This window comes from Acidiferrobacter thiooxydans, from assembly GCF_003333315.1.
GTDB classification, from domain to species: Bacteria; Pseudomonadota; Gammaproteobacteria; order Acidiferrobacterales; family Acidiferrobacteraceae; genus Acidiferrobacter; species Acidiferrobacter thiooxydans.
This window is the reverse complement of record NZ_PSYR01000002.1, coordinates 1,007,834-1,028,661: the sequence shown is the minus strand read 5'-3', so window position 1 is coordinate 1,028,661 and position 20,828 is coordinate 1,007,834. Positions and strand designations below refer to the sequence as shown.

Genomic DNA, 20,828 nt, shown 5'->3' with positions numbered 1-20,828 from the left:
TCTGGAGACCAGCGGCCTTACAACTATCCATATTCCCTAGCGGGAGTAAGAGGACAAAAGCGATGGCAAAGATTATCGGGATCGACTTGGGAACCACGAATTCGTGCGTGGCCGTCATCGAGGGCGGAAAGCCGCGCGTTATCGAGAACAGCGAAGGAGATCGCACTACGCCCTCGATCGTCGCCTATACCAACGAAGGCGAGATCCTGGTCGGGCAGTCGGCCAAGCGCCAGGCGGTCACCAACCCCCAGAACACGCTCTATGCGGTCAAGCGTCTTGTGGGCCGCAAGTTCGAAGATGAGATCGTGCAGCGTGACATCAAGATGGTGGCCTACAAGATCGTGCGCGCCAAGAACGGTGACGCGTGGGTCGAGGTGAACGGCAAGCAGATGGCGCCTCCGGAGGTATCGGCGCGCGTCCTTCAGAAGATGAAAAAGACCGCCGAGGATTATCTGGGCGAGGAGGTGACCGAAGCCGTCATCACCGTCCCGGCCTATTTCAATGATGCGCAACGACAGGCCACCAAGGATGCCGGGCGCATCGCCGGGCTGAACGTCAAGCGCATCATCAATGAGCCGACCGCGGCCGCCCTGGCCTTCGGTCTCGACAAGAAGGAGGGCGATCGCAAGATCGCCGTCTACGATCTGGGTGGCGGCACCTTTGATATCTCCATCATCGAGATCGCGGAGGTCGATGGCGAACATCAGTTCGAGGTGTTGTCGACGAACGGCGACACCTTCCTTGGGGGCGAGGATTTCGATCTGCGGTTGATCGATTATCTGGCCGAGGAGTTCAAGAAGGACTCGGGCATCGATCTGCATAAAGATCCCCTGGCGCTGCAACGCCTGAAGGATGCCGCGGAAAAGGCCAAAATCGAGTTGTCTTCGCGCACTCAGACGGATGTCAATCTGCCATATATCACGGCCGATGCGAGCGGACCGAAGCATTTGAACGTCAAGATCACGCGCGCCAAGCTGGAGAGTCTGGTGGAGGATCTGATTCGGCGGACGATCGAGCCCTGCAAGATCGCCTTAAAGGACGCCGGCCTGAAGGTCACCGAGGTCGACGATGTGATCCTCGTCGGCGGCCAGACGCGCATGCCGAAGGTGCAGGAGGCGGTGCGGGATTTCTTCGGGAAGGATCCGCGCAAGGACGTGAATCCGGACGAGGCGGTGGCGATCGGTGCGGCCGTCCAGGGCGGCGTGCTGGCAGGGGACGTCAAGGATGTCTTGCTGTTGGATGTGACCCCCTTGTCTCTGGGTATCGAGACCATGGGCGGCGTCATGACCAAGCTCATCCAAAAGAATACGACGATACCGACCAAGGCTGCGCAGGTGTTCTCGACTGCCGAGGACAACCAGACGGCGGTTACCGTACATGTCCTGCAGGGCGAGCGCGAGATGGCGGCCGGCAACAAGTCGCTGGGGCGTTTCGATCTCACCGATATACCGCCGGCACCGCGTGGCGTTCCGCAGATCGAGGTGACCTTCGATATCGACGCCAACGGCATCCTGCATGTGTCGGCGCGCGACAAGGCGACGGGCAAGGAGAACCGGATCGTCATCAAGTCGAGTTCGGGTTTGAGCGAGGCCGAGATCCAACGCATGGTGCAGGACGCCGAGGCGCATGCCGAGGAGGATCGTCGCGCCCATGAGCTGGTGGATGCCCGCAATCAGGCCGAGGCGCTCCTGCATAGTACGCGCAAGTCCTTGCAGGATTTGGGCGATAAGGTGGGCGCGGCCGACAAGGGCGCGATCGAGGCGGCCATGCGGGATCTGGAGGCGGCGGTCAAGGGCGACGACAAGGCTGAGATCGCCTCCAAGACCGAGGCCTTAAGTCAGGCGAGTCACAAGTTGACCGAGCAGATGTATGCCCAAGCCCAGGCGGGTAGTTCGCCGGGGGGCGGCGCCGAACAGGCGGGCGGGACCCAGGCCGGCGGCGACAATGTCGTCGACGCCGAGTTCGAAGAAGTGAATGAGAATCGCCGCGAAAAGTGAGGCCTTGAAAGAGGACGGGGGCGCGGGCGCTGTTGACGCCCGTGCCTTTTTTCTTCTATGGTCGGGGTTTTGCGGCAGTACGGGGTTATGACGACGCGACGCGATTATTATGAGGTTCTCGGTGTGACCCGCGGGGCGGACGACACCGAGATCAAGAAGGCCTATCGCCGCATGGCGATGAAGTACCATCCCGACCGCAATCCCGACGACAAGAGCGCCGAGGCCGTCTTCAAGGAGTGCCAGGAGGCCTACGAGGTCTTGAGTGACCCGCAAAAGCGCGCGGTTTATGACCAGTTCGGCCATGCCGGCGTGCAGGGTGGCGGGATGCCGGGGGGCGGGCCGTTCGGGGCCGGGGGCTTTGCCGACATCTTCGATAATGTCTTTGGGGATATCTTCGGCGGGGGTGGCGGTCGTCGCGGCAGCCAAGTCTACCGTGGGGCCGATGTACGTTTCACCCTGGATCTGTCCCTGGAGGATGCGGTTTTCGGCACCGAGGCCCGTATCCGTGTCCCGACGATGGCGACCTGCGATCTGTGCAAAGGGTCCGGGGCCCGCGCCGGGAGTGTGCCGGTGACCTGTCCGACATGTGGCGGTCATGGGCAGGTGCGTTTACAGCAAGGCTTCTTTTCGATCCAGCAGACCTGTCCCAATTGTCGCGGGAGCGGGCGGACCATCAGTCAGCCGTGCGTCGAGTGTCGTGGCGAGGGCCGTACGCGACGCGCCAAGACCCTGTCGGTGACGATTCCAGCGGGTGTCGATGAGGGTGACCAGATCCGCGTGAGCGGACAGGGGGATGCCGGCGAGAACGGGGGTCCGGCAGGCGACCTCTACGTACAGATCAAGCTGAAGCCGCACGCCTTTTTCCGCCGGGAACAGGATGACCTTTATTGTAAGGTGCCGGTGCGCTTTGGGATCGTGGTCCTGGGCGGCGAGATCGAGATCCCGAGCCTGGACGGGCGCATGACCTTGAAGATCCCGCCGGAGACGCAGACCGATAAGGTCTTTCGCGTGCGCGGCAAGGGGGTCAAGAATGTCCGCACCGGTCATGTCGGCGACCTCTTCTGTCAGATAACGGTGGAGACGCCGGTCAAGCTGACGCGCGCCCAGCGCGAATTGCTCGAGGCCTTTGACGCCTCGATACGCGAGGGTGGGGAGCGCCACAACCCGGTCGAGCACTCATGGCTCGACAAGCTGCGGGGCTTCTTTGAGCCCAAGGCGCGCAGTTCCGGGGAATAAAAGCAGACGGCGGTCGTCTCTCAACCATTACCGCAACGAGGGTTCGCTATGGGGGACAAACGCACGTTCAATCCATCGCGTCGGCGCGTTATTGTCGCCGCCGGCGGCGTGGCTGCGGCCATGGGATCGGGTGCCGCCTTTGCCGGTTCTGCAGACAGCCTCGATCTGACATTTCCGGGCCAGAAGGCCACCCATCATATCGTCTACCAGCTGAACCAGGCGGATCACGGCTATCAGCAGCATATCCTGTCGTCGGTACAGGCCTTGCTGCGGCGTTATGGGAACTCGATCCACATCGTGGTAACCTGCTTTGCCGAAGGCATCAGCGTGGTCTTGAAAAAACCCGTCCGGCCGGTGGCAAGAGGCATCCGCGCCGGGGTGGCGAGCCTTCATGACTACGGTGTAGAGTTTCACGGCTGCGGCAATACCCTACGGACATTGAAATTGACGAAATCGGCGTTGCTGCCGCTCGCCACCTATGTGCCCATGGGGGCCGCGGACCTGATGGAGCTCCAGCATAAGGGTTACGCCTATATTGCCTGGTAGCGCCGCGCGACGGATTTCGGCTCGGTGTGCGATGGGTTGGCGGGTGGACCGGCTTTTTAAGGGGAGATCATGAGGATTGCCGTGGCAGGCGCCACCGGCCGCATGGGTCGGGCGGTGCTCGCGGCCTTGCGCGGGCAGGCCGATGCGTGTCTCTCCGGGGCGCTCGTGCGTGCCGGTGACGACGCCTGCGGACGGGATGCGGCGGCCCTCATCGGCGGCGCGCCGTTCGGGGTGCCGGTATCGGATGTGCCCGAAGAGGTGATCGCCGGCTGTGATGTCCTGATCGATTTCACGGCCCCTGAGGCGAGTACGCATTATGCGGAAATCTGCGCGCGGCTCGGCAAGGGCGCGGTCATCGGCACCACCGGGCTTTCGGGGGCGGCCAGCGAACGACTGCGGGCGTTGGCCGACAAAGGCCGCTTTGTGGTGGCCGCCAATATGAGCGTGGGCGTAAACCTCGCCCTGCATGTGCTGGAGATCGCCGCCCGCGCCCTGCCCGATGCCGATATCGAGATCCTGGAGGCCCATCACCGCCACAAGATCGATGCCCCGTCGGGGACGGCGCTGCGTCTGGGGGAAGTGGCAGCCGCCGCCCGAGGCCAGCGCCTGGCGGATGTGGCCGTGTACGACCGTCACCACGAGCGCGCGCCGCGGGCTCCGGGCAGTATAGGTTTTGCGACCATCCGTGCCGGGGAAATCGTGGGCGAGCATCGTGTGTACCTGGCGCTGCCTTCGGAGCGCCTCGAGATCGCCCATATCGCCGATAGCCGCGAGGTGTTCGCCGATGGCGCCGTGCGCGCCGCGCGCTTTCTGATGGGCCGTCCCCACGGTGTCTATGACATGCAGGACGTGCTCGGCCTGCGTTGATTTCACGCGGCCATTTCGTTACAATCTCGCCGCAAACCCTTGTGAATGACTCGTTTTCCGGGCGGGAGCGGCGAAGAGCGGCTCCCGCTTTTGTATGTAAACCCTGAGGCGGGAGGTACCGTGGCGCAACTGGCATTGCTTGCTCTCGCCGACGGCACAGTGTTCGTCGGGGAGTCCATAGGGGCCGCAGGGGCTTCCCAGGGCGAGCTCGTGTTCAATACCGCCCTGACCGGCTACCAGGAGATCCTCTCGGATCCTTCGTATGCCGGCCAGATCGTCACGCTGACCTACCCGCACATCGGAAACACCGGCGTCAACGACGACGACATGGAGGCGGCGGTCATCCACGCCGCCGGGCTTGTCGTGCGCGATGCGCCGGTCCGCTACAGCAATTTCCGCGCGACGGGAGACCTGAGGGGCTTTCTGCAAGATCGCAAAGTGGTGGCCATAGCCGGTATCGACACGCGCGCGCTCACACGCCGGCTGCGCGAGAAGGGTGCGCAGAATGCCGTCATAGTGGCCGGCGAAAGGGCCGGTGATGTGGCGGCGGCGGTGGCTTTGGCGCGCGCCTTCCCTGGGCTCGACGGGCTCGATCTCGCCAAGGTCGTGTCAACGCCGCGGTCCTATGTCTGGGGGGAGGGGCTGTGGGAGACAGAGGCCCCGCCGGCACGCTACCACGTGGTGGCTTATGATTTCGGGGTCAAGCGCAATATCCTGCGCAGTCTGGCGCACGCCGGTTGCCGGGTCACGGTGGTGCCGGCGCAGACCCCGGCCGCGCAGGTGCTCGCCTTGCGGCCCGACGGTGTGTTTCTCTCGAACGGGCCGGGCGATCCCAAGGCCTGTGGCTATGCCATCGACGCCACACAGGAGCTCGTGGCCTCGGGTGTGCCGCTTTTCGGGATCTGTCTCGGTCACCAGCTGCTGGGACTGGCCCTGGGCGGGCGCACCGTGAAGATGAAGTTTGGCCATCATGGCGCCAATCACCCGGTTCTCGATATTGACTCCGGGCGCGTCTTGATCACGAGCCAGAATCATGGTTTCGCCGTCGACGAGATGAGCCTGCCCGGCTGCCTGCGCGTGACACACCGCTCGCTGTTCGATGGCTCTGTCCAAGGATTGATCCATACCGATCGACCGGTGTTTTCCTTTCAGGGGCACCCCGAGGCGAGCCCCGGGCCCCATGACGTCTGGCCGCTCTTTGCGCGATTCACGGCGCTCATGGATGCGGCGCAAAACGGGGTTACGAGGTCCTGATGCCAAGGCGCGACGACATCAAGAGCGTTCTCATCATAGGGGCCGGACCGATCGTCATCGGTCAGGGCTGCGAGTTCGATTATTCGGGTACTCAGGCCTGCCGGGCGCTCAAGGAAGAAGGGCTGCGCGTCATCCTCGTGAACTCGAACCCGGCGACCATCATGACCGATCCCGATCTCGCCGACGCCACCTACATCGAACCGATCAATTGGCGGGTGGTGGAGCGCATCATCGCCAAGGAGCGCCCGGATGCGCTGTTGCCGACCATGGGCGGGCAGACGGCGCTGAACTGCGCGCTTGATCTGGATCGCGAGGGGGTCCTGGAGCGTTACGGCGTGCGCATGATCGGCGCCTCCAAGGCGGCCATCGACAAGGCCGAGGATCGCGAACTCTTCAAGAAGGCGATGGAGTCCATCGGTCTCGGGGTTGCCAAGGGGGCCATCGCCCACAGCCTCGAGGAGGCCCTGCAGGTGCATGCCCTGGTGGGTTTCCCGGCGATCATTCGCCCGTCGTTTACGCTGGGCGGCAGTGGCGGCGGCATCGCCTACAACCGCGAGGAGTTCGTGCAGCTCTGCGAGCGTGGCCTGGATGCCTCGCCGACCCGCGAACTGCTCATCGAGGAGTCCATCATCGGCTGGAAGGAGTTCGAGATGGAGGTCGTGCGTGATCGCCTGGACAACTGCATCATCGTCTGCGCGATCGAGAACGTCGACCCCATGGGTGTGCATACCGGCGATTCCATCACCGTGGCCCCGGCGCAGACCCTCACGGACAAAGAATACCAGCGGATGCGCGATGCCAGCATCGCGGTCTTGCGTGAGATCGGTGTGGAGACCGGCGGATCGAATGTTCAGTTCGCGATCAATCCCAAGACCGGGCAGATGATCGTCATCGAGATGAATCCGCGCGTGTCGCGGTCATCGGCACTCGCCTCGAAGGCCACGGGCTTTCCCATCGCCAAGATCGCCACCAAGCTCGCCATAGGCTATACGCTCGATGAGCTGCGCAACGAGATCACAGGCAAGGCCACACCGGCTTCATTCGAGCCTAGCATCGACTACGTGGTGACGAAGATCCCGCGCTTTACCTTCGAGAAATTCCCCAAGGCCGACCCGACCCTGACCACCCAGATGAAGTCGGTGGGCGAGGCCATGGCGATCGGGCGTACCTTCCAGGAGTCCCTGCAGAAGGCCATGCGCAGCCTGGAGATCGGCAGTTACGGGTTCGAGTCGCGCATCGACCGCACGGGTGACCAGAAAACCATACGTGATCGCCTGGTGCAGGAGTTGAAGGTTCCTGGGGCGGAGCGCCTGTGGTATGTGGCCGATGCCCTGCGCGCCGGCTTTACGGTCGAGGAAGTACATGATTTGACGCACATCGATCCGTGGTTCGTGGCCCAGATCGCCGAGATCGTCATTGCCGAGGATGAGATCGAGCGGTGTGGGGCGTCGGGCGCGCTGGTCGAGGCCGACGGGCCGCGCATGCGCGACTGGAAACGCCGGGGATTCTCCGACCGCAGGATCGCCACGCTCCTTGCGCAGGACGAGGATACCGTGCGCGCGTTCCGGCATGCGCACGGTATTCGGCCCGTCTATAAGAGGGTCGATTCATGCGCCGCCGAGTTCGCGTCGGCTACCGCCTATATGTATTCGACCTATGAGGCGGAGTGCGAGGCAAGCCCCGAGGACCGGGCCAAGGTCATCGTGCTCGGCAGTGGGCCGAACCGCATCGGTCAGGGCATCGAATTCGATTATTGTTGTGTGCACGCCTCGGTGGCGTTGCGCGAGAGCGGTTACCAGACGATCATGGTCAACTGCAATCCGGAGACGGTGTCCACGGACTACGACATATCGGACCGGCTATATTTCGAGCCTCTGACACTCGAGGACGTGCTGGAGATCACGGGGCTTGAGCGGCCCGCCGGCGTGATCGTGCAATATGGCGGCCAGACACCCCTGAAGCTCGCAGAAGGGCTCGCGGCAAACGGCGCGCCGATTGTGGGGACGAGCCCGGCGTCCATCGATCTCGCCGAGGATCGCGAACGCTTCCAGAGGCTCATTGCCGACCTTGGGTTGCTCCAGCCGCCCAATCGCATTGCGCATAATGCCGTCGATGCCGTGATGCTGGCCGAGGAGACCGGATATCCGCTGGTGGTACGGCCGTCTTATGTGCTGGGCGGTCGCGCCATGGAGATCTGCCATAACCGGGAGGATCTCGAGGTCTACATGCGGATTGCGGTGCGGGTGTCCGACGACAGTCCCATCCTTCTCGACCGGTTCCTGAGCGACGCCATCGAGGTCGATGTCGACGCGGTCGCTGATGGGCAGCGCGTGATCATCGGCGGCATCATGGAACATATCGAGGAGGCCGGTGTCCATTCGGGCGATTCGGCGTGTTCGCTACCGCCCTTCGGGCTTTCCCAGACGCTACAAGACGAACTGCGCCGGCAGACGGTGGCGTTGGCACGGGCCCTGGATGTGGTCGGCCTCATGAACGTGCAGTTTGCCATCAAGGATCAGGCGGTCTACGTCCTCGAGGTGAATCCGCGGGCATCACGCACCATACCGTATGTCTCGAAGGCCACGGCGCGGCCGCTTGCCAAGATCGCGGCACGTGTGATGATGGGGCATTCGCTTGAAAGCCAAGGGATCGTCTCGGAAGTGATGCCCGCCTATTGTTCGGTGAAGGAGGCAGTGTTCCCGTTCATTAAATTCCCGGGGGTCGATACCGTCCTTGGTCCGGAGATGAAGTCGACGGGCGAGGTGATGGGCATGGGCCGAAGTTTCGGCGAGGCGTTCGCCAAATCGCAGATCGCGGCGGGCGCCGCCATTCCGGGCGGTGGCCGGTTGTTCATAAGCGTGCGCGACCGGGACCGCGCGGCTGCGGTGCCGATCGCCCGCTACTTTGCCGATCACGGGTTCGACCTTTTGGCGACGCGCGGCACCGCGGCCGTGCTCGAGGCATCCGGCCTCACCGTACGCGCGGTCAACAAGGTATCCGAAGGCCGGCCGCATGTCGTGGACATGATCAAAAATGACGAGATCGATATCATCGTCAATACCGTAGCTGACAAGCAAAGCATGGCCGACTCCTATCTGATCCGTCGTGAGGCCTTGCAGCATAAGGTAACGAACTATACGACGCTCGCGGCGGCGCGGGCGGCGTGCGAGGCGCACGGACACATGCAGGAGTTCGAGGTGCGATGTTTGCAGGACTTGCATAAGGAGATTGCGCATGATTAAAGTTCCTCTCACGGTAAGCGGCGCCGAGAAGCTAAAGCAGGAGCTGCACCGTCTGAAGACCGTCGAGCGGCCGCGTATCATACAGGCGATCGCAGAGGCGCGAGCGCACGGCGATTTGTCGGAAAACGCCGAATACCATGCGGCCAAGGAACAGCAAAGCTTTATCGAGGGGCGGATAAGCGACGTCGAGACCAAGCTTGGCAATGCCCAGATCATAGATCCCTTGACCGTCAATGCCCAAGGTCGGGTGGTATTTGGTGCCACCGTCAACCTTTTCGAAGAGGATGGGCAGCGCGAGGTCACCTATCAGATCGTCGGTGACGACGAGGCCGATATCCAGGACGGGAAGATATCGATCAGTTCCCCGATCGCGCGCGCTTTGATCGGCAAGGAGAGTGGCGATATCGTGGAGGTACGCGTCCCGGATGGCACTCGCCAGTATGAGATCCTCGACATCCGCTATATCTGATCCGCAGCGGGTGTCGTCCCCCGCGGGCGGCCTTGCACGGGTCGCGGCGGTCTTGTGGATGGGCAGCCTGTGGACGGTCGCGGGCGTCGTGCCTTTGTTGTTCTGGCGACTACCGCAGGCGGTGGCGGGCGGGCTTGCGGGTGATCTGTTTGTCGCCGGTCAGGGTCTTGGCCTCATCCTGGGCGGGATCGTGGCCGGTGCCGTGCCGGCGGGCCGCTGGCGGCGTCTGGCGCGTATCGCCTGGGGGCTGGACGGGGTCTTTGCGCTGCTCATCCTGCCGATTATGGCGATGTTGCGCGCCACCCCGCATTTTGGGCCGGAGAGCCCGTCCTGGGGGCCGTTCATGGCCTTGCATGTCGTCTCCACGACCATCTACCTTGCGGAGGGCGTCTTGGGGCTTATGGTCGTGGCGCGCGCGCTGTGAAGGCCTAAGACCGCCTTATGGCCCGCAACCGTTGGATGGATGAGCACTTCGCCGATCCCTATGTGAAACGGGCGCAGGCCGAGGGCTACCGCTCGCGGGCGGCCTACAAGCTCATGGAAATCGATGCCCGCGACCACCTCATCCGTCCCGGTTCGGTGATTGCGGATCTCGGCAGCGCCCCCGGGGGGTTTGCGCAATACGCGGCGCGCCGCTTGGGACCTGCGGGACGCATCGTGGCGGTCGATGTCTTGCCCATGGACCCACTGCCCGGGGTGGTGTTCATTCAGGGGGATTTCACCGACCCCGATTGCTATGAGGCGGTGCGCGGCGCGCTCGGGGACCGGGTAGACCTTGTAATTTCCGACATGGCCCCCAATATTAGTGGTGTGGAGGCCTCAGACCAGGCGCGCTCCATGGGGCTTGCTGAGATCGCGCTCGATTTTGCCATCTCGTGCTTGACCCGCGACGGTAGTTGTCTTATTAAGGTCTTTCAGGGTGCCGGATTCCCGGAGCTTTTGGCCGACATGCGGCACCGTTTTCAACGGGTGGCCACGCGCAAACCGCCTGCGTCGCGCCCCCGCAGCCCCGAGGTTTACCTCCTCGGTACCGGGTTACGGCCTGTTGTGTCGGGACCGGAGTCGTAGGAGAATGGCGGCAGGCGCGTCTTCTGGGGCGCACGAGGTCACACCTTGAATAATCTTGCGAAAAATCTGCTTCTGTGGCTCATCATCGCCATAGTGCTGATGTCGGTCTTCAACAGCTTCGGCAACCATCATCCGGCGGTCCGGTCCATCGCGTTCTCGCGGTTCATCAACCATGTCAAGCAGGGGCAGGTGGGTGGCGTCGTCATCAAGGGCCATGAGATCACCGGGATCACGAAGACTGGCCAGCGCTTTCAGACCTACGCGCCGACCGACTCGGAACTGGTGGGCCAGCTCCTTAGCAATGGTGTGAGCGTGGATGCCAAGCCGCCTGCGCAGCAGTCCCTGTTGCTGCAGATCTTCATCAACTGGTTCCCGTTGCTGCTGTTCGTCGGGGTATGGATATTCTTCATGCGCCAGATGCAGGGCGGTGGGGGCGGTCGCAGCGCCATGAGCTTTGGCAAGAGCAAGGCGCGCATGTTGACGGAAGACACCAATAAAGTCACCTTCGAGGACGTTGCCGGCGTCGAAGAGGCCAAGGAAGAGGTCAAGGAGCTCGTCGAGTTCCTGCGCGACCCGACCAAGTTCCAGAAGCTCGGCGGACGCATCCCGCGCGGCGTGCTCATGACTGGCAGCCCGGGTACCGGTAAGACCTTGCTCGCCAAGGCCATTGCCGGCGAGGCCAAGGTGCCGTTCTTTTCGATCTCCGGCTCCGACTTCGTGGAGATGTTTGTGGGCGTGGGCGCCTCACGCGTGCGCGACATGTTCGATCAGGCCAAAAAGCATGCCCCGTGTATCATCTTCATAGACGAAATCGATGCCGTTGGCCGCCAGCGTGGCGCGGGTCTCGGTGGCGGTCATGACGAGCGCGAGCAGACCCTGAACCAGCTGCTAGTCGAGATGGATGGTTTCGAGGGCAGCGAGGGCGTGATCGTGATCGCCGCCACCAACCGGCCGGATGTCCTCGACCCGGCGCTCCTACGCCCCGGGCGGTTCGACCGTCAGGTCTTCGTGCCGCTGCCGGATATTCGCGGGCGCGAGCAGATCCTCCGTATCCATATGCGCAAGGTGCCGGTCTCGGATGACGTGGTTCCGAGTATCCTGGCGCGTGGTACCCCCGGCTTCTCCGGCGCCGATCTCGCTAATCTCGTGAATGAGGCGGCGCTGTTCGCGGCCCGCGCCAACAAGCGCCTGGTGGAGATGCAGGACTTCGAGCTGGCCAAGGACAAGATCGTCATGGGCGCCGAGCGTCGCTCCATCGTGATGCCCGAAAAGGAGCGCGTCAACACCGCCTACCACGAGTCGGGCCATACCGTGGTCGCCCGTCTTTTGCCTAACACCGATCCTGTGCATAAGGTGACCATCATCCCCCGTGGACGGGCGCTCGGGGTGACGATGCAGTTGCCCACCGAGGATCGCTATAGTCATGATCGCGAGTACCTGTTGTCGACCATCGCGGTACTCATGGCCGGACGTATCGCCGAGGAGGTGTTCATGCATCAGATGACCACCGGGGCGGCGAACGATTTCGAGCGGGCCACCGAGCTTGCGCGCAACATGGTGAGCCGCTGGGGTATGAGCGACCGGCTCGGCACGCGTGTGTATGGCGAGAATCAAAGCGAGGTCTTTCTCGGGCGCGATGTCACCACCCACAAGAACCTGAGCGATGCCACGGCGCAACTCGTTGATGCCGAGATACGACGTATCGTGGACGAACAGTACAGCCGCGCGCGGCGCATCATCGAGACCAACAAGGACAAGGTGGAGATGATGGCGGGCATGCTGCTCGAGTGGGAGACCCTCGACACGGATCAGATCAACGACATCATGGAAGGCCGTAAGCCGCGCCCACCCTACGGCTTCAGCGATAGCAATACCACGACCCCGGGGGCGACAGCAGTGAGCCCAAGGCCCCCGACCGGGCGCGCGTAAAGCCACGCATGGATACGCCAGCCGGGGAATCACGGTAGGGACGGCGGTGGCGCAGACGCGCAAGGCCGCCGCCTCGTGGCTGCGGACCGATGGCCGGGTGGCCATCATGGGTATCCTGAACGTAACCCCCGATTCCTTTTCGGACGGGGGTCTTTTTTTGTCTCCCGACAACGCCTTGCGCCATGCCGAGGCGTTGATCGAGGCAGGCGCCGACATTATCGACGTCGGCGGGGAGTCAACGCGCCCTGGGGCACGGCCGGTGAGCCCCGACGAGGAATGCGCGCGCGTGATCCCGGTTGTCGCGGCCCTGCAGGCGCGCTTTCCCGTGCCGCTGTCGGTCGATACCTCGGAACCCCAGGTCATGCGCGAGGCGGTCGCCGCCGGGGCGTCGTTCATCAATGACGTACGCGCCTTGACGAGGCCCGGGGCCCTGGCGACGGCGGCCGACCTCGGGGTGCCGGTTTGTCTGATGCACGAACCGGCGGGGTCGTCCATGATGGGAACGCGCATGGCCGGGCGGGATGTGGTAGCTGAGGTCCTCCGTTATCTCGAGGTGCGCCTACAGGCCGCGCAGGACGCCGGGATCCCGCGCAGCCGCATCCTGATCGATCCAGGTTTTGGTTTTGGCAAGGATTTAGCCGAGAACCAGGCCCTGTTGCGGGCGCTGCCGAGGATCGCGGCGCTCTCACCCGTGCTGGTTGGTTTGTCGCGCAAGCGTATGACCGGCGAGCCCTGGGACCTGCCGGTGGATGGGCGCCTGCATACGAGCCTTGCGCTCGCGCTTGCGGCCATTGCCGGCGGCGCGCGGGTGGTGCGTGTCCATGATGTCCGCGCGACACGCGAAGCGGTGCGCGCCTGGGAATGGGTATTCGAACCTAAGGAGTGGGTAGCGTGAAACGTCATTTCTTTGGCACTGACGGGATCCGTGGCCGGGTCGGCGAGGAACCGGTGACGCCGGAGACCGTACTCAAGCTGGGCTGGGCCGCCGGGCGTGTGCTGTTGGCGGAGGGTGATGATCGCGGCAGTGTGCTGATCGGCAAGGATACGCGCATCTCGGGTTATCTCCTCGAGTCGGCGCTCGAGGCCGGTCTCGCCGCAGCGGGCGCGGACATCCGTCTCATAGGACCCATGCCCACACCGGGCATTGCCTACCTGACGCGCACCGCGCGTGCCCAGGCCGGCATCGTCATCAGCGCCTCGCACAATCCCTACGAGGATAATGGCATCAAGTTCTTCTCATCGTCGGGCACCAAATTGCCAGACGATGTCGAGTGCGCCATCGAGGCCATGATGCGCCGGCCCATGCGTACCGTGCCCTCGGCCGAACTTGGCAAGGTACGGCGTTTTGCCGACGCCGCCGGCCGCTATATCGAATTCTGCAAGAGCACCTTCCCCTGTCGCCTGGGGCTCGGCGGATTGAAGGTGGTCGTGGATTGCGCCCATGGCGCCGCCTACCAGATCGCGCCCCATGTCTTCGAGGAGCTCGGCGCACATGTGGTCGCCATCGGCAACGCCCCGGACGGCTTCAACATCAATCGCGAGTGCGGGTCGACCTGCCCGGAGACCTTGCGCACGGCGGTATTGAGCGAAAAGGCCGATCTCGGCATCGCCCTGGACGGCGACGGTGACCGGGTGATCATGGTCGATCACACCGGTAGGATCATAGACGGTGACCGCATCCTGTACATGATTGCAGCACACCGGCAACGCATGGGTATCCCCGTACCGGGCGTGGCCGGCACGCTCATGAGCAATGTCGGTCTGGAACAGGCGCTCAGACGCCTTGGTATCCCGTTTGGGCGGGCCGCCGTGGGTGACCGTTATGTGATGGCGCTGCTCTCGGAGCAGGGCTGGGATTTAGGCGGCGAGGCCTCCGGGCACGTGATCTGTCTCGACAAGGCGACCACCGGCGATGGCGTCATCGCCGCGCTTCAGGTGCTAGCGGCGATGCGCGAGTCCGAGAGCAGCCTCGCCGAGTTGGGCGAAGGCATGCATGTCTACCCGCAGACCATCGTCAATGTGACCCTCAACCGCGGCGTGTCAGCGCGCGAGGTCGTACATGCCCCGGCCGTGCTTGCCCTCTTAAAGGATGTGGAGCGGTTCTTGGGTCACGAGGGGCGGGTGGTCTTGCGGCCCTCGGGGACCGAACCTGTCGTGCGCGTCATGGTCGAGGCCGCGGAGGCACACACCGTGATAGAGCTGACCCAACAGCTGGCCTCCGCCGTGGCCAAGGCAGCCGCCGAGGCCGATGTCGCCTGATGGCGATCCCGGAGGGGGATTTTCCCGGGTGTGGGAAATTGCTTTCCCACCGGCATGCCGGTAACATCGGCGCGCCTTTTGTAAAGAATACTTCGGGGGGACGGCATGCGGCGGCCATTGGTCATGGGAAACTGGAAGATGAACGGTCGCCGCTGCACGGCCCAGTCCCTGCTCTCGGCGGTGGCCGCTGAGGCCGCTACCTTCTCCGATGTCGACGTCGTGGTGTGCCCGCCGCATGTCTATCTCGGGCTTGTCGGCGATCGCCTCGGTGGCTGCCCGAGTATCGCCTGCGGGGCACAGGATGTGAGCGCGTATGTCGATGGGGCCTACACCGGTGAGGTATCGGCGGAGATGGCGCGCGACATGGGGTGCGAATTTGCTATCATAGGCCACTCGGAGCGGCGCACGCTGTTTGGGGAGACCGACGGCGTGGTGGCGCAGAAGTTTGCGCGCGCACTGGCCGCCGATATGACGCCTGTGCTGTGCGTGGGAGAGACCGCTGAGGAGCGCGATGCCGGGCGGACCCGCGAGGTCGTGCTCCGGCAAATCGATGCGGTGTTTGCCACCTGCGGGGCGCGCGCGTTTGCGCGCGCGGTCGTGGCCTATGAGCCGGTGTGGGCGATCGGTACGGGGCGTGCCGCGAGCCCCGACGAGGCGCAGGCGGTGCATCGCGACATCCGTGATGCCGTGGCGCGCCACGATCCCGAGGCGGCCGCCGGTTTGCGGATATTGTACGGCGGCAGCGTCAAGGCGCAGAATGCCCGCGAGCTGTTTGCGCGGGCCGACATCGATGGCGGGCTGATCGGGGGCGCGTCCCTCATCGCCGACGATTTTGTCGGTATTTGCCGGGCAGCCGGTTCCGGATCGGCCTGAGATTTTAAGGACGTCATGGCGACGGTTTTGATGGTCATACAGGTGTTGGTGGCGCTCGCGCTCATCGGTGTCGTGCTCGTACAGCACGGCAAGGGGGCGGATATGGGCGCCTCCTTTGGTGGCGGGTCCTCGCAGACCTTGTTTGGCGCGCGCGGTTCGGCTACGTTTCTGAGCCGCGTAACCGCCGTGCTGGCCACGCTGTTTTTTGCCACCAGTCTGGGGCTTGCCTACCTCTCGGCGCGCCCGCACTCGGTCCCGAGTATGACCAGGCTCGTGCAGCATACGGCGCCGGCTGCCCCGGCGCCGCAGTCGGCTCCGCCACCTTCCGTGCCGGGCATACCGGTTCACAAGGCCCCCTAGAGAAGGGCCGGGAGAGGCGCGAGACGTCGTTATATAAGCCGAAGTGGTGGAATTGGTAGACACGCCGTCTTGAGGGGGCGGTGGCGCAAGCTGTGCGGGTTCGAGTCCCGCCTTCGGCACCAATTATTCCTCCGGTCGACCCCTTCCAGGTCGGCTAACTGCTTGAAATAGCATAAATCTATCGCATGAAGCCGCGGCTTGACTTGGGTGCGCCGGGGTGCCTAGACTAGCCGACTCGCCTGCGATCAGCCGGTTTGAGGCCCCTTATTGAGGAGAGCGGATGTTAAACGATTATCTGCCCATTCTGATATTCATAGGCGTTGGCCTTGCGGTCGGAGTCCTGCCAATGGTTCTCGGCCGCCTCGTCGCCCCGCATCACCCGGATTCTGCAAAGCTGTCCCCGTACGAGTGTGGCTTCGAGGCCTTCGAGGATACGCGCATGAAGTTCGATGTGCGCTACTATCTCGTCGCGATTTTATTCATCGTTTTCGATCTTGAGATTGCCTTTTTGTTCCCCTGGGCGGTGGCCCTGAAACAGATTGGACGGCCGGGCTTCCTGGCCATGGTCCTGTTTCTGGGAATTTTGATTGTCGGATTTGTCTATGAATGGATGAAAGGGGCGCTTGAGTGGGAGTAGAAGGCGGCCTCGACAAGGGCTGGGTCGTCACGTCCGCCGACAAGCTCATCAATTGGACGCGGACCGGTTCGCTCTGGCCTATGACCTTTGGGCTTGCGTGCTGCGCGGTCGAGATGATGCATGCGGGCGCCGCGCGTTACGATCTCGATCGATTCGGGGTGGTGTTTCGGCCGAGCCCGCGTCAATCGGATGTCATGATCGTGGCCGGTACGCTCGTCAATAAGATGGCCCCGGCCCTGCGCAAGGTCTATGACCAGATGGCCGAGCCGCGCTGGGTGATTTCCATGGGATCATGTGCAAATGGAGGCGGTTATTATCACTATTCGTATTCGGTGGTGCGGGGCTGCGACCGGATCGTGCCGGTGGATGTCTATGTCCCCGGATGCCCGCCCACAGCCGAAGCGCTCCTCTACGGCATCATTCAACTTCAAAATAAGATTCGACGCACGAATACGATCGCGCGCTGAATCGGATGCAATCGCTTAATTCATGACCACACAAGCGCATGAGGTCCTCCTCGACTACGTCCAAAAGGCCCTGGGCGATGCGCTCGTCTCTGCGAAGACCGAGCATGGGGAGCTTACGCTCGAACTGGCGCGCGAAAAGTGGCGGTCTTGTGCCTATGTCCTGCGTGACGATCCCCGCCTTGGGTTCGAGCAGCTTATCGATCTTTGCGGCGTGGATTATCTGACTTATGGGGAACGCGAGCGATGCGCGCCGCGCTTTGCGGTCGTGGTCCATCTTTTGTCGCTGCGCCACAATCGCCGTGTGCGTCTGCGCACCTTTCTTGATGACGAGACTCCGGTGCTGGCGTCCCTGACCGAGGTGTGGAATTCCGCCGACTGGTACGAACGCGAGGCCTTCGACCTGTTTGGTTTCATCTTTGACGGCCATAAGGATCTGCGGCGCCTTCTGACCGACTATGGTTTCGTGGGCCACCCGTTCCGCAAGGATTTTCCGATCTCCGGTCGAGTCGAGATGCGTTACGATCCAGACAAGCGGCGCGTGGTGTACGAACCTGTCAGTATCGAGCCGCGCGTGCTGGTGCCGCGCGTCATCCGCGAGGAGGGCTACGGTGGCCGAGATTCGTAATTACACCATGAACTTCGGGCCCCAGCACCCCGCCGCCCACGGCGTGTTGCGCCTGGTCCTGGAACTCGACGGCGAGGTCATAGAGCGCGCCGACCCGCACATAGGGCTTTTGCACCGCGCCACCGAAAAGCTTGCCGAAACCAAGCCCTACAACCAATCGATCCCTTACATGGATCGGCTGGATTATGTGTCGATGATGGCCAATGAGCACGCTTATGTCATGGCCTTGGAGAAACTGCTACAGGTCGAAGTCCCGATCCGTGCGCAATACATCCGCGTGATGTTCGATGAGATCACGCGCATCTTGAATCACCTGCTATGGCTTGGGGCGCACGCGCTCGATATCGGTGCCATGACGGTGTTTCTGTACGCCTTTCGCGAGCGCGAGGACTTGATGGACGCCTATGAGGCGGTGTCGGGCGCGCGCATGCATGCCAGCTACTACCGGGTGGGTGGGGTCTACCGCGATCTGCCAGACAGCATGCCCCGCTACAGCGTGTCGCGCTGGCACAACGAGCAGGACGTGGCGCGTATGAACGCCAATCGCGGCGGGAGCCTGCTCGATTTCCTGGCCGATTTTTGCGCGCGGTTCCCAGGCTACATCGACGACTACGAAACGCTGCTTACCGACAATCGTATCTGGAAGCAGAGGACCGTCGGCATCGGTGTGGTAAGCCCGGAGCGTGCCTTGCAGCTTGGGTTCACGGGGCCGATGCTAAGGGGTTCGGGGGTGGAGTGGGATCTGCGCAAGAAGCAGCCCTACGAGGTGTACGATAAGCTCGATTTCGATATACCGGTGGGGGTCCAAGGGGACTGCTACGATCGCTATCTCGTGCGCGTCGAGGAGATGCGCCAGTCCAACCGCATCGTGGCGCAGTGCATCGACTGGTTGCGCGCGAATCCCGGACCGGTGATCGCCGCGGACCACAAGATCGTGCCGCCCTCGCGCGCGGAGATGAAGGCCGACATGGAGGCCTTGATCCACCACTTCAAGCTCTTTACCGAGGGGTATTCGGTCCCTGAGGGTGAGGCGTATGCGGCAGTCGAGCACCCCAAGGGGGAGTTCGGCATCTATCTCATGTCCGATGGCGCCAACAAGCCCTTCCGTCTGAAGATCCGCGCCCCCGGGTTTGCCCACCTGGCGGCGCTCGACGAGATGACGCGCGGACACATGATAGCGGACGTGGTGGCCATCATCGGCACCCAGGACATCGTTTTCGGCGAGATCGACAGGTGACCATGCTGACGAAAGAATCTCTCGAGCAGATCGATCGGGAGATCGCCAAGTACCCGCCGGAACACAAGCAATCGGCGGTGATGGCGGCACTGCACATCGCCCAGGATGAGCATGGGTGGCTTAGTGTCTCGCTCATGGACTTCATCGCCGAGTATCTGGGGATGCGGCCCATTCAGGTCTATGAGGTGGCAAGCTTCTATTCGATGTACGATCTGGAGCCGGTCGGACGCCATAAGATATCCGTGTGCACCAACATTTCCTGCTTGTTGCGCGGCAGCGACGATATCGTGGCGCACCTGAAGAAGCGGCTCGGCATCGACTTCGGGGAAACCACGCCCGACGGACGCTTCACCCTGAAGGAGGTGGAGTGCCTGGCAGCCTGCGGGGGTGCGCCCATGTTTCAGGTCGACAAGACCTACTACGAGAATCTGACGCCCGAGCGGGTTGACGAAATCCTGACGGGCCTGGAGTGATCATGGCAAACGAGGTCTGCTTCCGGAATCGGCATCGCGATCGTTCATGGGCCCTCGATGTCTATGAGGGCGATGGCGGCTACCAGGCGTGGCGGCGCATACTGAGTGAGAAGACCCCGCCCGACGAGATCATCACCGAGGTCAAGAAATCGGTCCTGCGTGGCCGTGGCGGCGCCGGATTCCCGACCGGTCTCAAGTGGAGTTTCATGCCGCGGAATGCGCCAGGCCAGAAATACATCGTATGCAACTCCGACGAAGGAGAGCCCGGGACCTTCAAGGATCGCGACATCCTGCGCTATAACCCGCACGCCCTCATCGAGGGCATGGCGATCGCCGGCTACACCATAGGGGCGACCGTCGGTTACAACTACATTCGCGGGGAGTTCTACGAGCCCATAGCGCGTTTCGAGGAGGCGCTTGCCGAGGCCCGCAAGGCGGGTTACCTGGGGAAAGATATTCTCGGCTCCGGGGTCGATTTCGAGCTGCACACCCACAGGGGCGGTGGCGCCTATATCTGCGGCGAGGAGACCGCGCTCCTGGAGTCGCTGGAGGGCAAGAAGGGCCAGCCCCGCTTCAAGCCGCCGTTTCCGGCGAGCTACGGCCTATATGGACGGCCGACGACGATCAACAATACCGAGACCCTGGCGTCGATCCCGTCCATCATGCGCCATGGCGGCCTGTGGTTTCTGGGCATAGGCAAGCCCAACAATGGCGGGTCGAAGATCTTCTCGGTGTCAGGGCACGTCAATCGGCCCGGCAACTATGAGGTGCCGCTAGGTACGCCGTTTGCGGAGCTGCTCGAGATGGCGGGCGGCATCTGGCGCGGCCGCAAGCTGAAGGCGGTGATCCCCGGCGGCTCGTCGGTCCCGGTGGTGCGCGGCGAGATCATGATGGATCTCACCATGGATTACGATTCCTTGTCCAAGGCCGGCAGCATGCTCGGCGCGGGGTCTGTGATCATCATGGACGATTCCACGTGCATGGTGCGCGCGCTGGAGCGGATCTCGCATTTCTATTACGAGGAGTCGTGTGGTCAGTGCACCCCCTGCCGCGAGGGAACGGGGTGGCTTGCGCGGGTACTGCATCGCATAGAGCATGGCCAGGGGCGCATGGAGGACCTCGACCTGTTGACGGACATGGCGAAGAAGATCGAGGGCCGGACGATCTGTGCGCTGGGCGATGCGGCCGCGCTTCCGGTCATAAGCTTCATCAAGAACTTCCGTGAGGAGTTCGAGCACCACATCCTCCACCACAGCTGTCCCATGGCGGCCGCGGCGTGAGGCCCAGGA

General features: G+C 63.1%; 20 protein-coding genes and 1 tRNA gene. All 21 read left to right on the top strand.

Features of this window, described 5'->3' with window-relative positions:
* The first annotated feature begins 62 nt into the window (after window positions 1-62).
* The 21 genes from dnaK (at window position 63) to nuoF (ending at window position 20,819) form a co-directional block, all read left to right on the top strand.
* The gene (gene dnaK, locus C4900_RS11950; RefSeq protein ID WP_065972229.1) at window positions 63-1,997 is read left to right on the top strand and encodes a molecular chaperone DnaK; all 1,935 of its coding nucleotides are present in this window, start codon (window positions 63-65) and stop codon (window positions 1,995-1,997) included.
* Window positions 1,998-2,084: 87 nt separating this feature from the next.
* Window positions 2,085-3,233 carry a molecular chaperone DnaJ gene (gene dnaJ / locus C4900_RS11945; RefSeq protein WP_211306929.1) on the top strand — a complete coding sequence of 383 codons (1,149 nt, stop codon included), beginning with the start codon at window positions 2,085-2,087 and terminating at the stop codon, window positions 3,231-3,233.
* A gap of 48 nt (window positions 3,234-3,281) precedes the next feature.
* On the top strand, window positions 3,282-3,779 hold the full coding sequence (locus tag C4900_RS11940) for a DsrE family protein (RefSeq protein ID WP_065970784.1): 498 nt from the start codon (window positions 3,282-3,284) through the stop codon (window positions 3,777-3,779).
* Between the two features lie 69 nt (window positions 3,780-3,848).
* Complete coding sequence (gene dapB, locus C4900_RS11935) at window positions 3,849-4,646, top strand: 4-hydroxy-tetrahydrodipicolinate reductase (RefSeq protein ID WP_065970782.1); 798 nt, start codon at window positions 3,849-3,851, stop codon at window positions 4,644-4,646.
* 120 nt (window positions 4,647-4,766) lie between these two features.
* Complete coding sequence (gene carA / locus C4900_RS11930; RefSeq protein ID WP_065970797.1) at window positions 4,767-5,900, top strand: glutamine-hydrolyzing carbamoyl-phosphate synthase small subunit; 1,134 nt, start codon at window positions 4,767-4,769, stop codon at window positions 5,898-5,900.
* Complete coding sequence (carB, locus tag C4900_RS11925) at window positions 5,900-9,142, top strand: carbamoyl-phosphate synthase large subunit (protein WP_065970781.1); 3,243 nt, start codon at window positions 5,900-5,902, stop codon at window positions 9,140-9,142. The genes carA and carB overlap by 1 nt, the downstream gene beginning before the upstream one ends.
* Window positions 9,135-9,611, top strand: coding sequence for a transcription elongation factor GreA (greA, locus tag C4900_RS11920; RefSeq protein WP_065970779.1), 477 nt, complete (start codon window positions 9,135-9,137; stop codon window positions 9,609-9,611). The genes carB and greA overlap by 8 nt, the downstream gene beginning before the upstream one ends.
* 10 nt (window positions 9,612-9,621) lie before the next feature.
* Window positions 9,622-10,035, top strand: a complete 414-nt coding sequence (locus C4900_RS11915) for a DUF4149 domain-containing protein (protein WP_114283156.1) — start codon at window positions 9,622-9,624, stop codon at window positions 10,033-10,035.
* Window positions 10,036-10,052: 17 nt separating this feature from the next.
* Window positions 10,053-10,679: an RlmE family RNA methyltransferase gene (locus C4900_RS11910; protein WP_114283155.1), complete on the top strand. Its 627-nt coding sequence runs from the start codon at window positions 10,053-10,055 to the stop codon at window positions 10,677-10,679.
* Between the two features lie 45 nt (window positions 10,680-10,724).
* A complete protein-coding gene (gene ftsH, locus C4900_RS11905) occupies window positions 10,725-12,608 on the top strand; it encodes an ATP-dependent zinc metalloprotease FtsH (protein WP_114283154.1) in 1,884 nt (627 codons plus the stop codon).
* 46 nt (window positions 12,609-12,654) lie between these two features.
* On the top strand, window positions 12,655-13,503 hold the full coding sequence (gene folP, locus C4900_RS11900) for a dihydropteroate synthase (protein ID WP_218060449.1): 849 nt from the start codon (window positions 12,655-12,657) through the stop codon (window positions 13,501-13,503).
* Complete coding sequence (gene glmM, locus C4900_RS11895; protein WP_114283153.1) at window positions 13,500-14,867, top strand: phosphoglucosamine mutase; 1,368 nt, start codon at window positions 13,500-13,502, stop codon at window positions 14,865-14,867. The genes folP and glmM overlap by 4 nt, the downstream gene beginning before the upstream one ends.
* A gap of 105 nt (window positions 14,868-14,972) precedes the next feature.
* Window positions 14,973-15,740, top strand: a complete 768-nt coding sequence (gene tpiA, locus C4900_RS11890) for a triose-phosphate isomerase (protein WP_114283152.1) — start codon at window positions 14,973-14,975, stop codon at window positions 15,738-15,740.
* 15 nt (window positions 15,741-15,755) lie between these two features.
* On the top strand, window positions 15,756-16,100 hold the full coding sequence (secG, locus tag C4900_RS11885) for a preprotein translocase subunit SecG (protein ID WP_065970768.1): 345 nt from the start codon (window positions 15,756-15,758) through the stop codon (window positions 16,098-16,100).
* A gap of 37 nt (window positions 16,101-16,137) precedes the next feature.
* A tRNA-Leu gene (locus C4900_RS11880) sits at window positions 16,138-16,222 on the top strand.
* Between the two features lie 158 nt (window positions 16,223-16,380).
* Complete coding sequence (locus C4900_RS11875) at window positions 16,381-16,737, top strand: NADH-quinone oxidoreductase subunit A (RefSeq protein WP_065970766.1); 357 nt, start codon at window positions 16,381-16,383, stop codon at window positions 16,735-16,737.
* Window positions 16,728-17,204 carry a NuoB/complex I 20 kDa subunit family protein gene (locus C4900_RS11870; protein WP_065970764.1) on the top strand — a complete coding sequence of 159 codons (477 nt, stop codon included), beginning with the start codon at window positions 16,728-16,730 and terminating at the stop codon, window positions 17,202-17,204. The genes C4900_RS11875 and C4900_RS11870 overlap by 10 nt, the downstream gene beginning before the upstream one ends.
* A gap of 22 nt (window positions 17,205-17,226) precedes the next feature.
* A complete protein-coding gene (locus tag C4900_RS11865) occupies window positions 17,227-17,829 on the top strand; it encodes an NADH-quinone oxidoreductase subunit C (protein ID WP_065970763.1) in 603 nt (200 codons plus the stop codon).
* On the top strand, window positions 17,813-19,066 hold the full coding sequence (locus tag C4900_RS11860; protein WP_114283151.1) for an NADH-quinone oxidoreductase subunit D: 1,254 nt from the start codon (window positions 17,813-17,815) through the stop codon (window positions 19,064-19,066). Before C4900_RS11865 ends, C4900_RS11860 begins: the two co-directional genes overlap by 17 nt.
* Before the next feature lie 2 nt (window positions 19,067-19,068).
* Window positions 19,069-19,539, top strand: coding sequence for an NADH-quinone oxidoreductase subunit NuoE (gene nuoE, locus C4900_RS11855; RefSeq protein ID WP_065970759.1), 471 nt, complete (start codon window positions 19,069-19,071; stop codon window positions 19,537-19,539).
* 2 nt (window positions 19,540-19,541) lie between these two features.
* Window positions 19,542-20,819: an NADH-quinone oxidoreductase subunit NuoF gene (gene nuoF / locus C4900_RS11850; protein WP_114283150.1), complete on the top strand. Its 1,278-nt coding sequence runs from the start codon at window positions 19,542-19,544 to the stop codon at window positions 20,817-20,819.
* The last annotated feature ends 9 nt before the right edge of the window (window positions 20,820-20,828 follow it).

What these genes read in the sequence shown, in the direction of transcription:
- dnaK (WP_065972229.1), top strand. Translation starts at nt 63, where the DNA reads ATGGCAAAGATTATCGGGATCGACTTGGGAACCACGAATTCGTGCGTG.
- dnaJ (WP_211306929.1), top strand. Translation starts at nt 2,085, where the DNA reads ATGACGACGCGACGCGATTATTATGAGGTTCTCGGTGTGACCCGCGGG.
- C4900_RS11940 (WP_065970784.1), top strand. Translation starts at nt 3,282, where the DNA reads ATGGGGGACAAACGCACGTTCAATCCATCGCGTCGGCGCGTTATTGTC.
- dapB (WP_065970782.1), top strand. Translation starts at nt 3,849, where the DNA reads ATGAGGATTGCCGTGGCAGGCGCCACCGGCCGCATGGGTCGGGCGGTG.
- carB (WP_065970781.1), top strand. Translation starts at nt 5,900, where the DNA reads ATGCCAAGGCGCGACGACATCAAGAGCGTTCTCATCATAGGGGCCGGA.
- greA (WP_065970779.1), top strand. Translation starts at nt 9,135, where the DNA reads ATGATTAAAGTTCCTCTCACGGTAAGCGGCGCCGAGAAGCTAAAGCAG.
- C4900_RS11910 (WP_114283155.1), top strand. Translation starts at nt 10,053, where the DNA reads ATGGCCCGCAACCGTTGGATGGATGAGCACTTCGCCGATCCCTATGTG.
- tpiA (WP_114283152.1), top strand. Translation starts at nt 14,973, where the DNA reads ATGCGGCGGCCATTGGTCATGGGAAACTGGAAGATGAACGGTCGCCGC.
- secG (WP_065970768.1), top strand. Translation starts at nt 15,756, where the DNA reads ATGGCGACGGTTTTGATGGTCATACAGGTGTTGGTGGCGCTCGCGCTC.
- C4900_RS11875 (WP_065970766.1), top strand. Translation starts at nt 16,381, where the DNA reads ATGTTAAACGATTATCTGCCCATTCTGATATTCATAGGCGTTGGCCTT.
- C4900_RS11865 (WP_065970763.1), top strand. Translation starts at nt 17,227, where the DNA reads ATGACCACACAAGCGCATGAGGTCCTCCTCGACTACGTCCAAAAGGCC.
- nuoE (WP_065970759.1), top strand. Translation starts at nt 19,069, where the DNA reads ATGCTGACGAAAGAATCTCTCGAGCAGATCGATCGGGAGATCGCCAAG.
- nuoF (WP_114283150.1), top strand. Translation starts at nt 19,542, where the DNA reads ATGGCAAACGAGGTCTGCTTCCGGAATCGGCATCGCGATCGTTCATGG.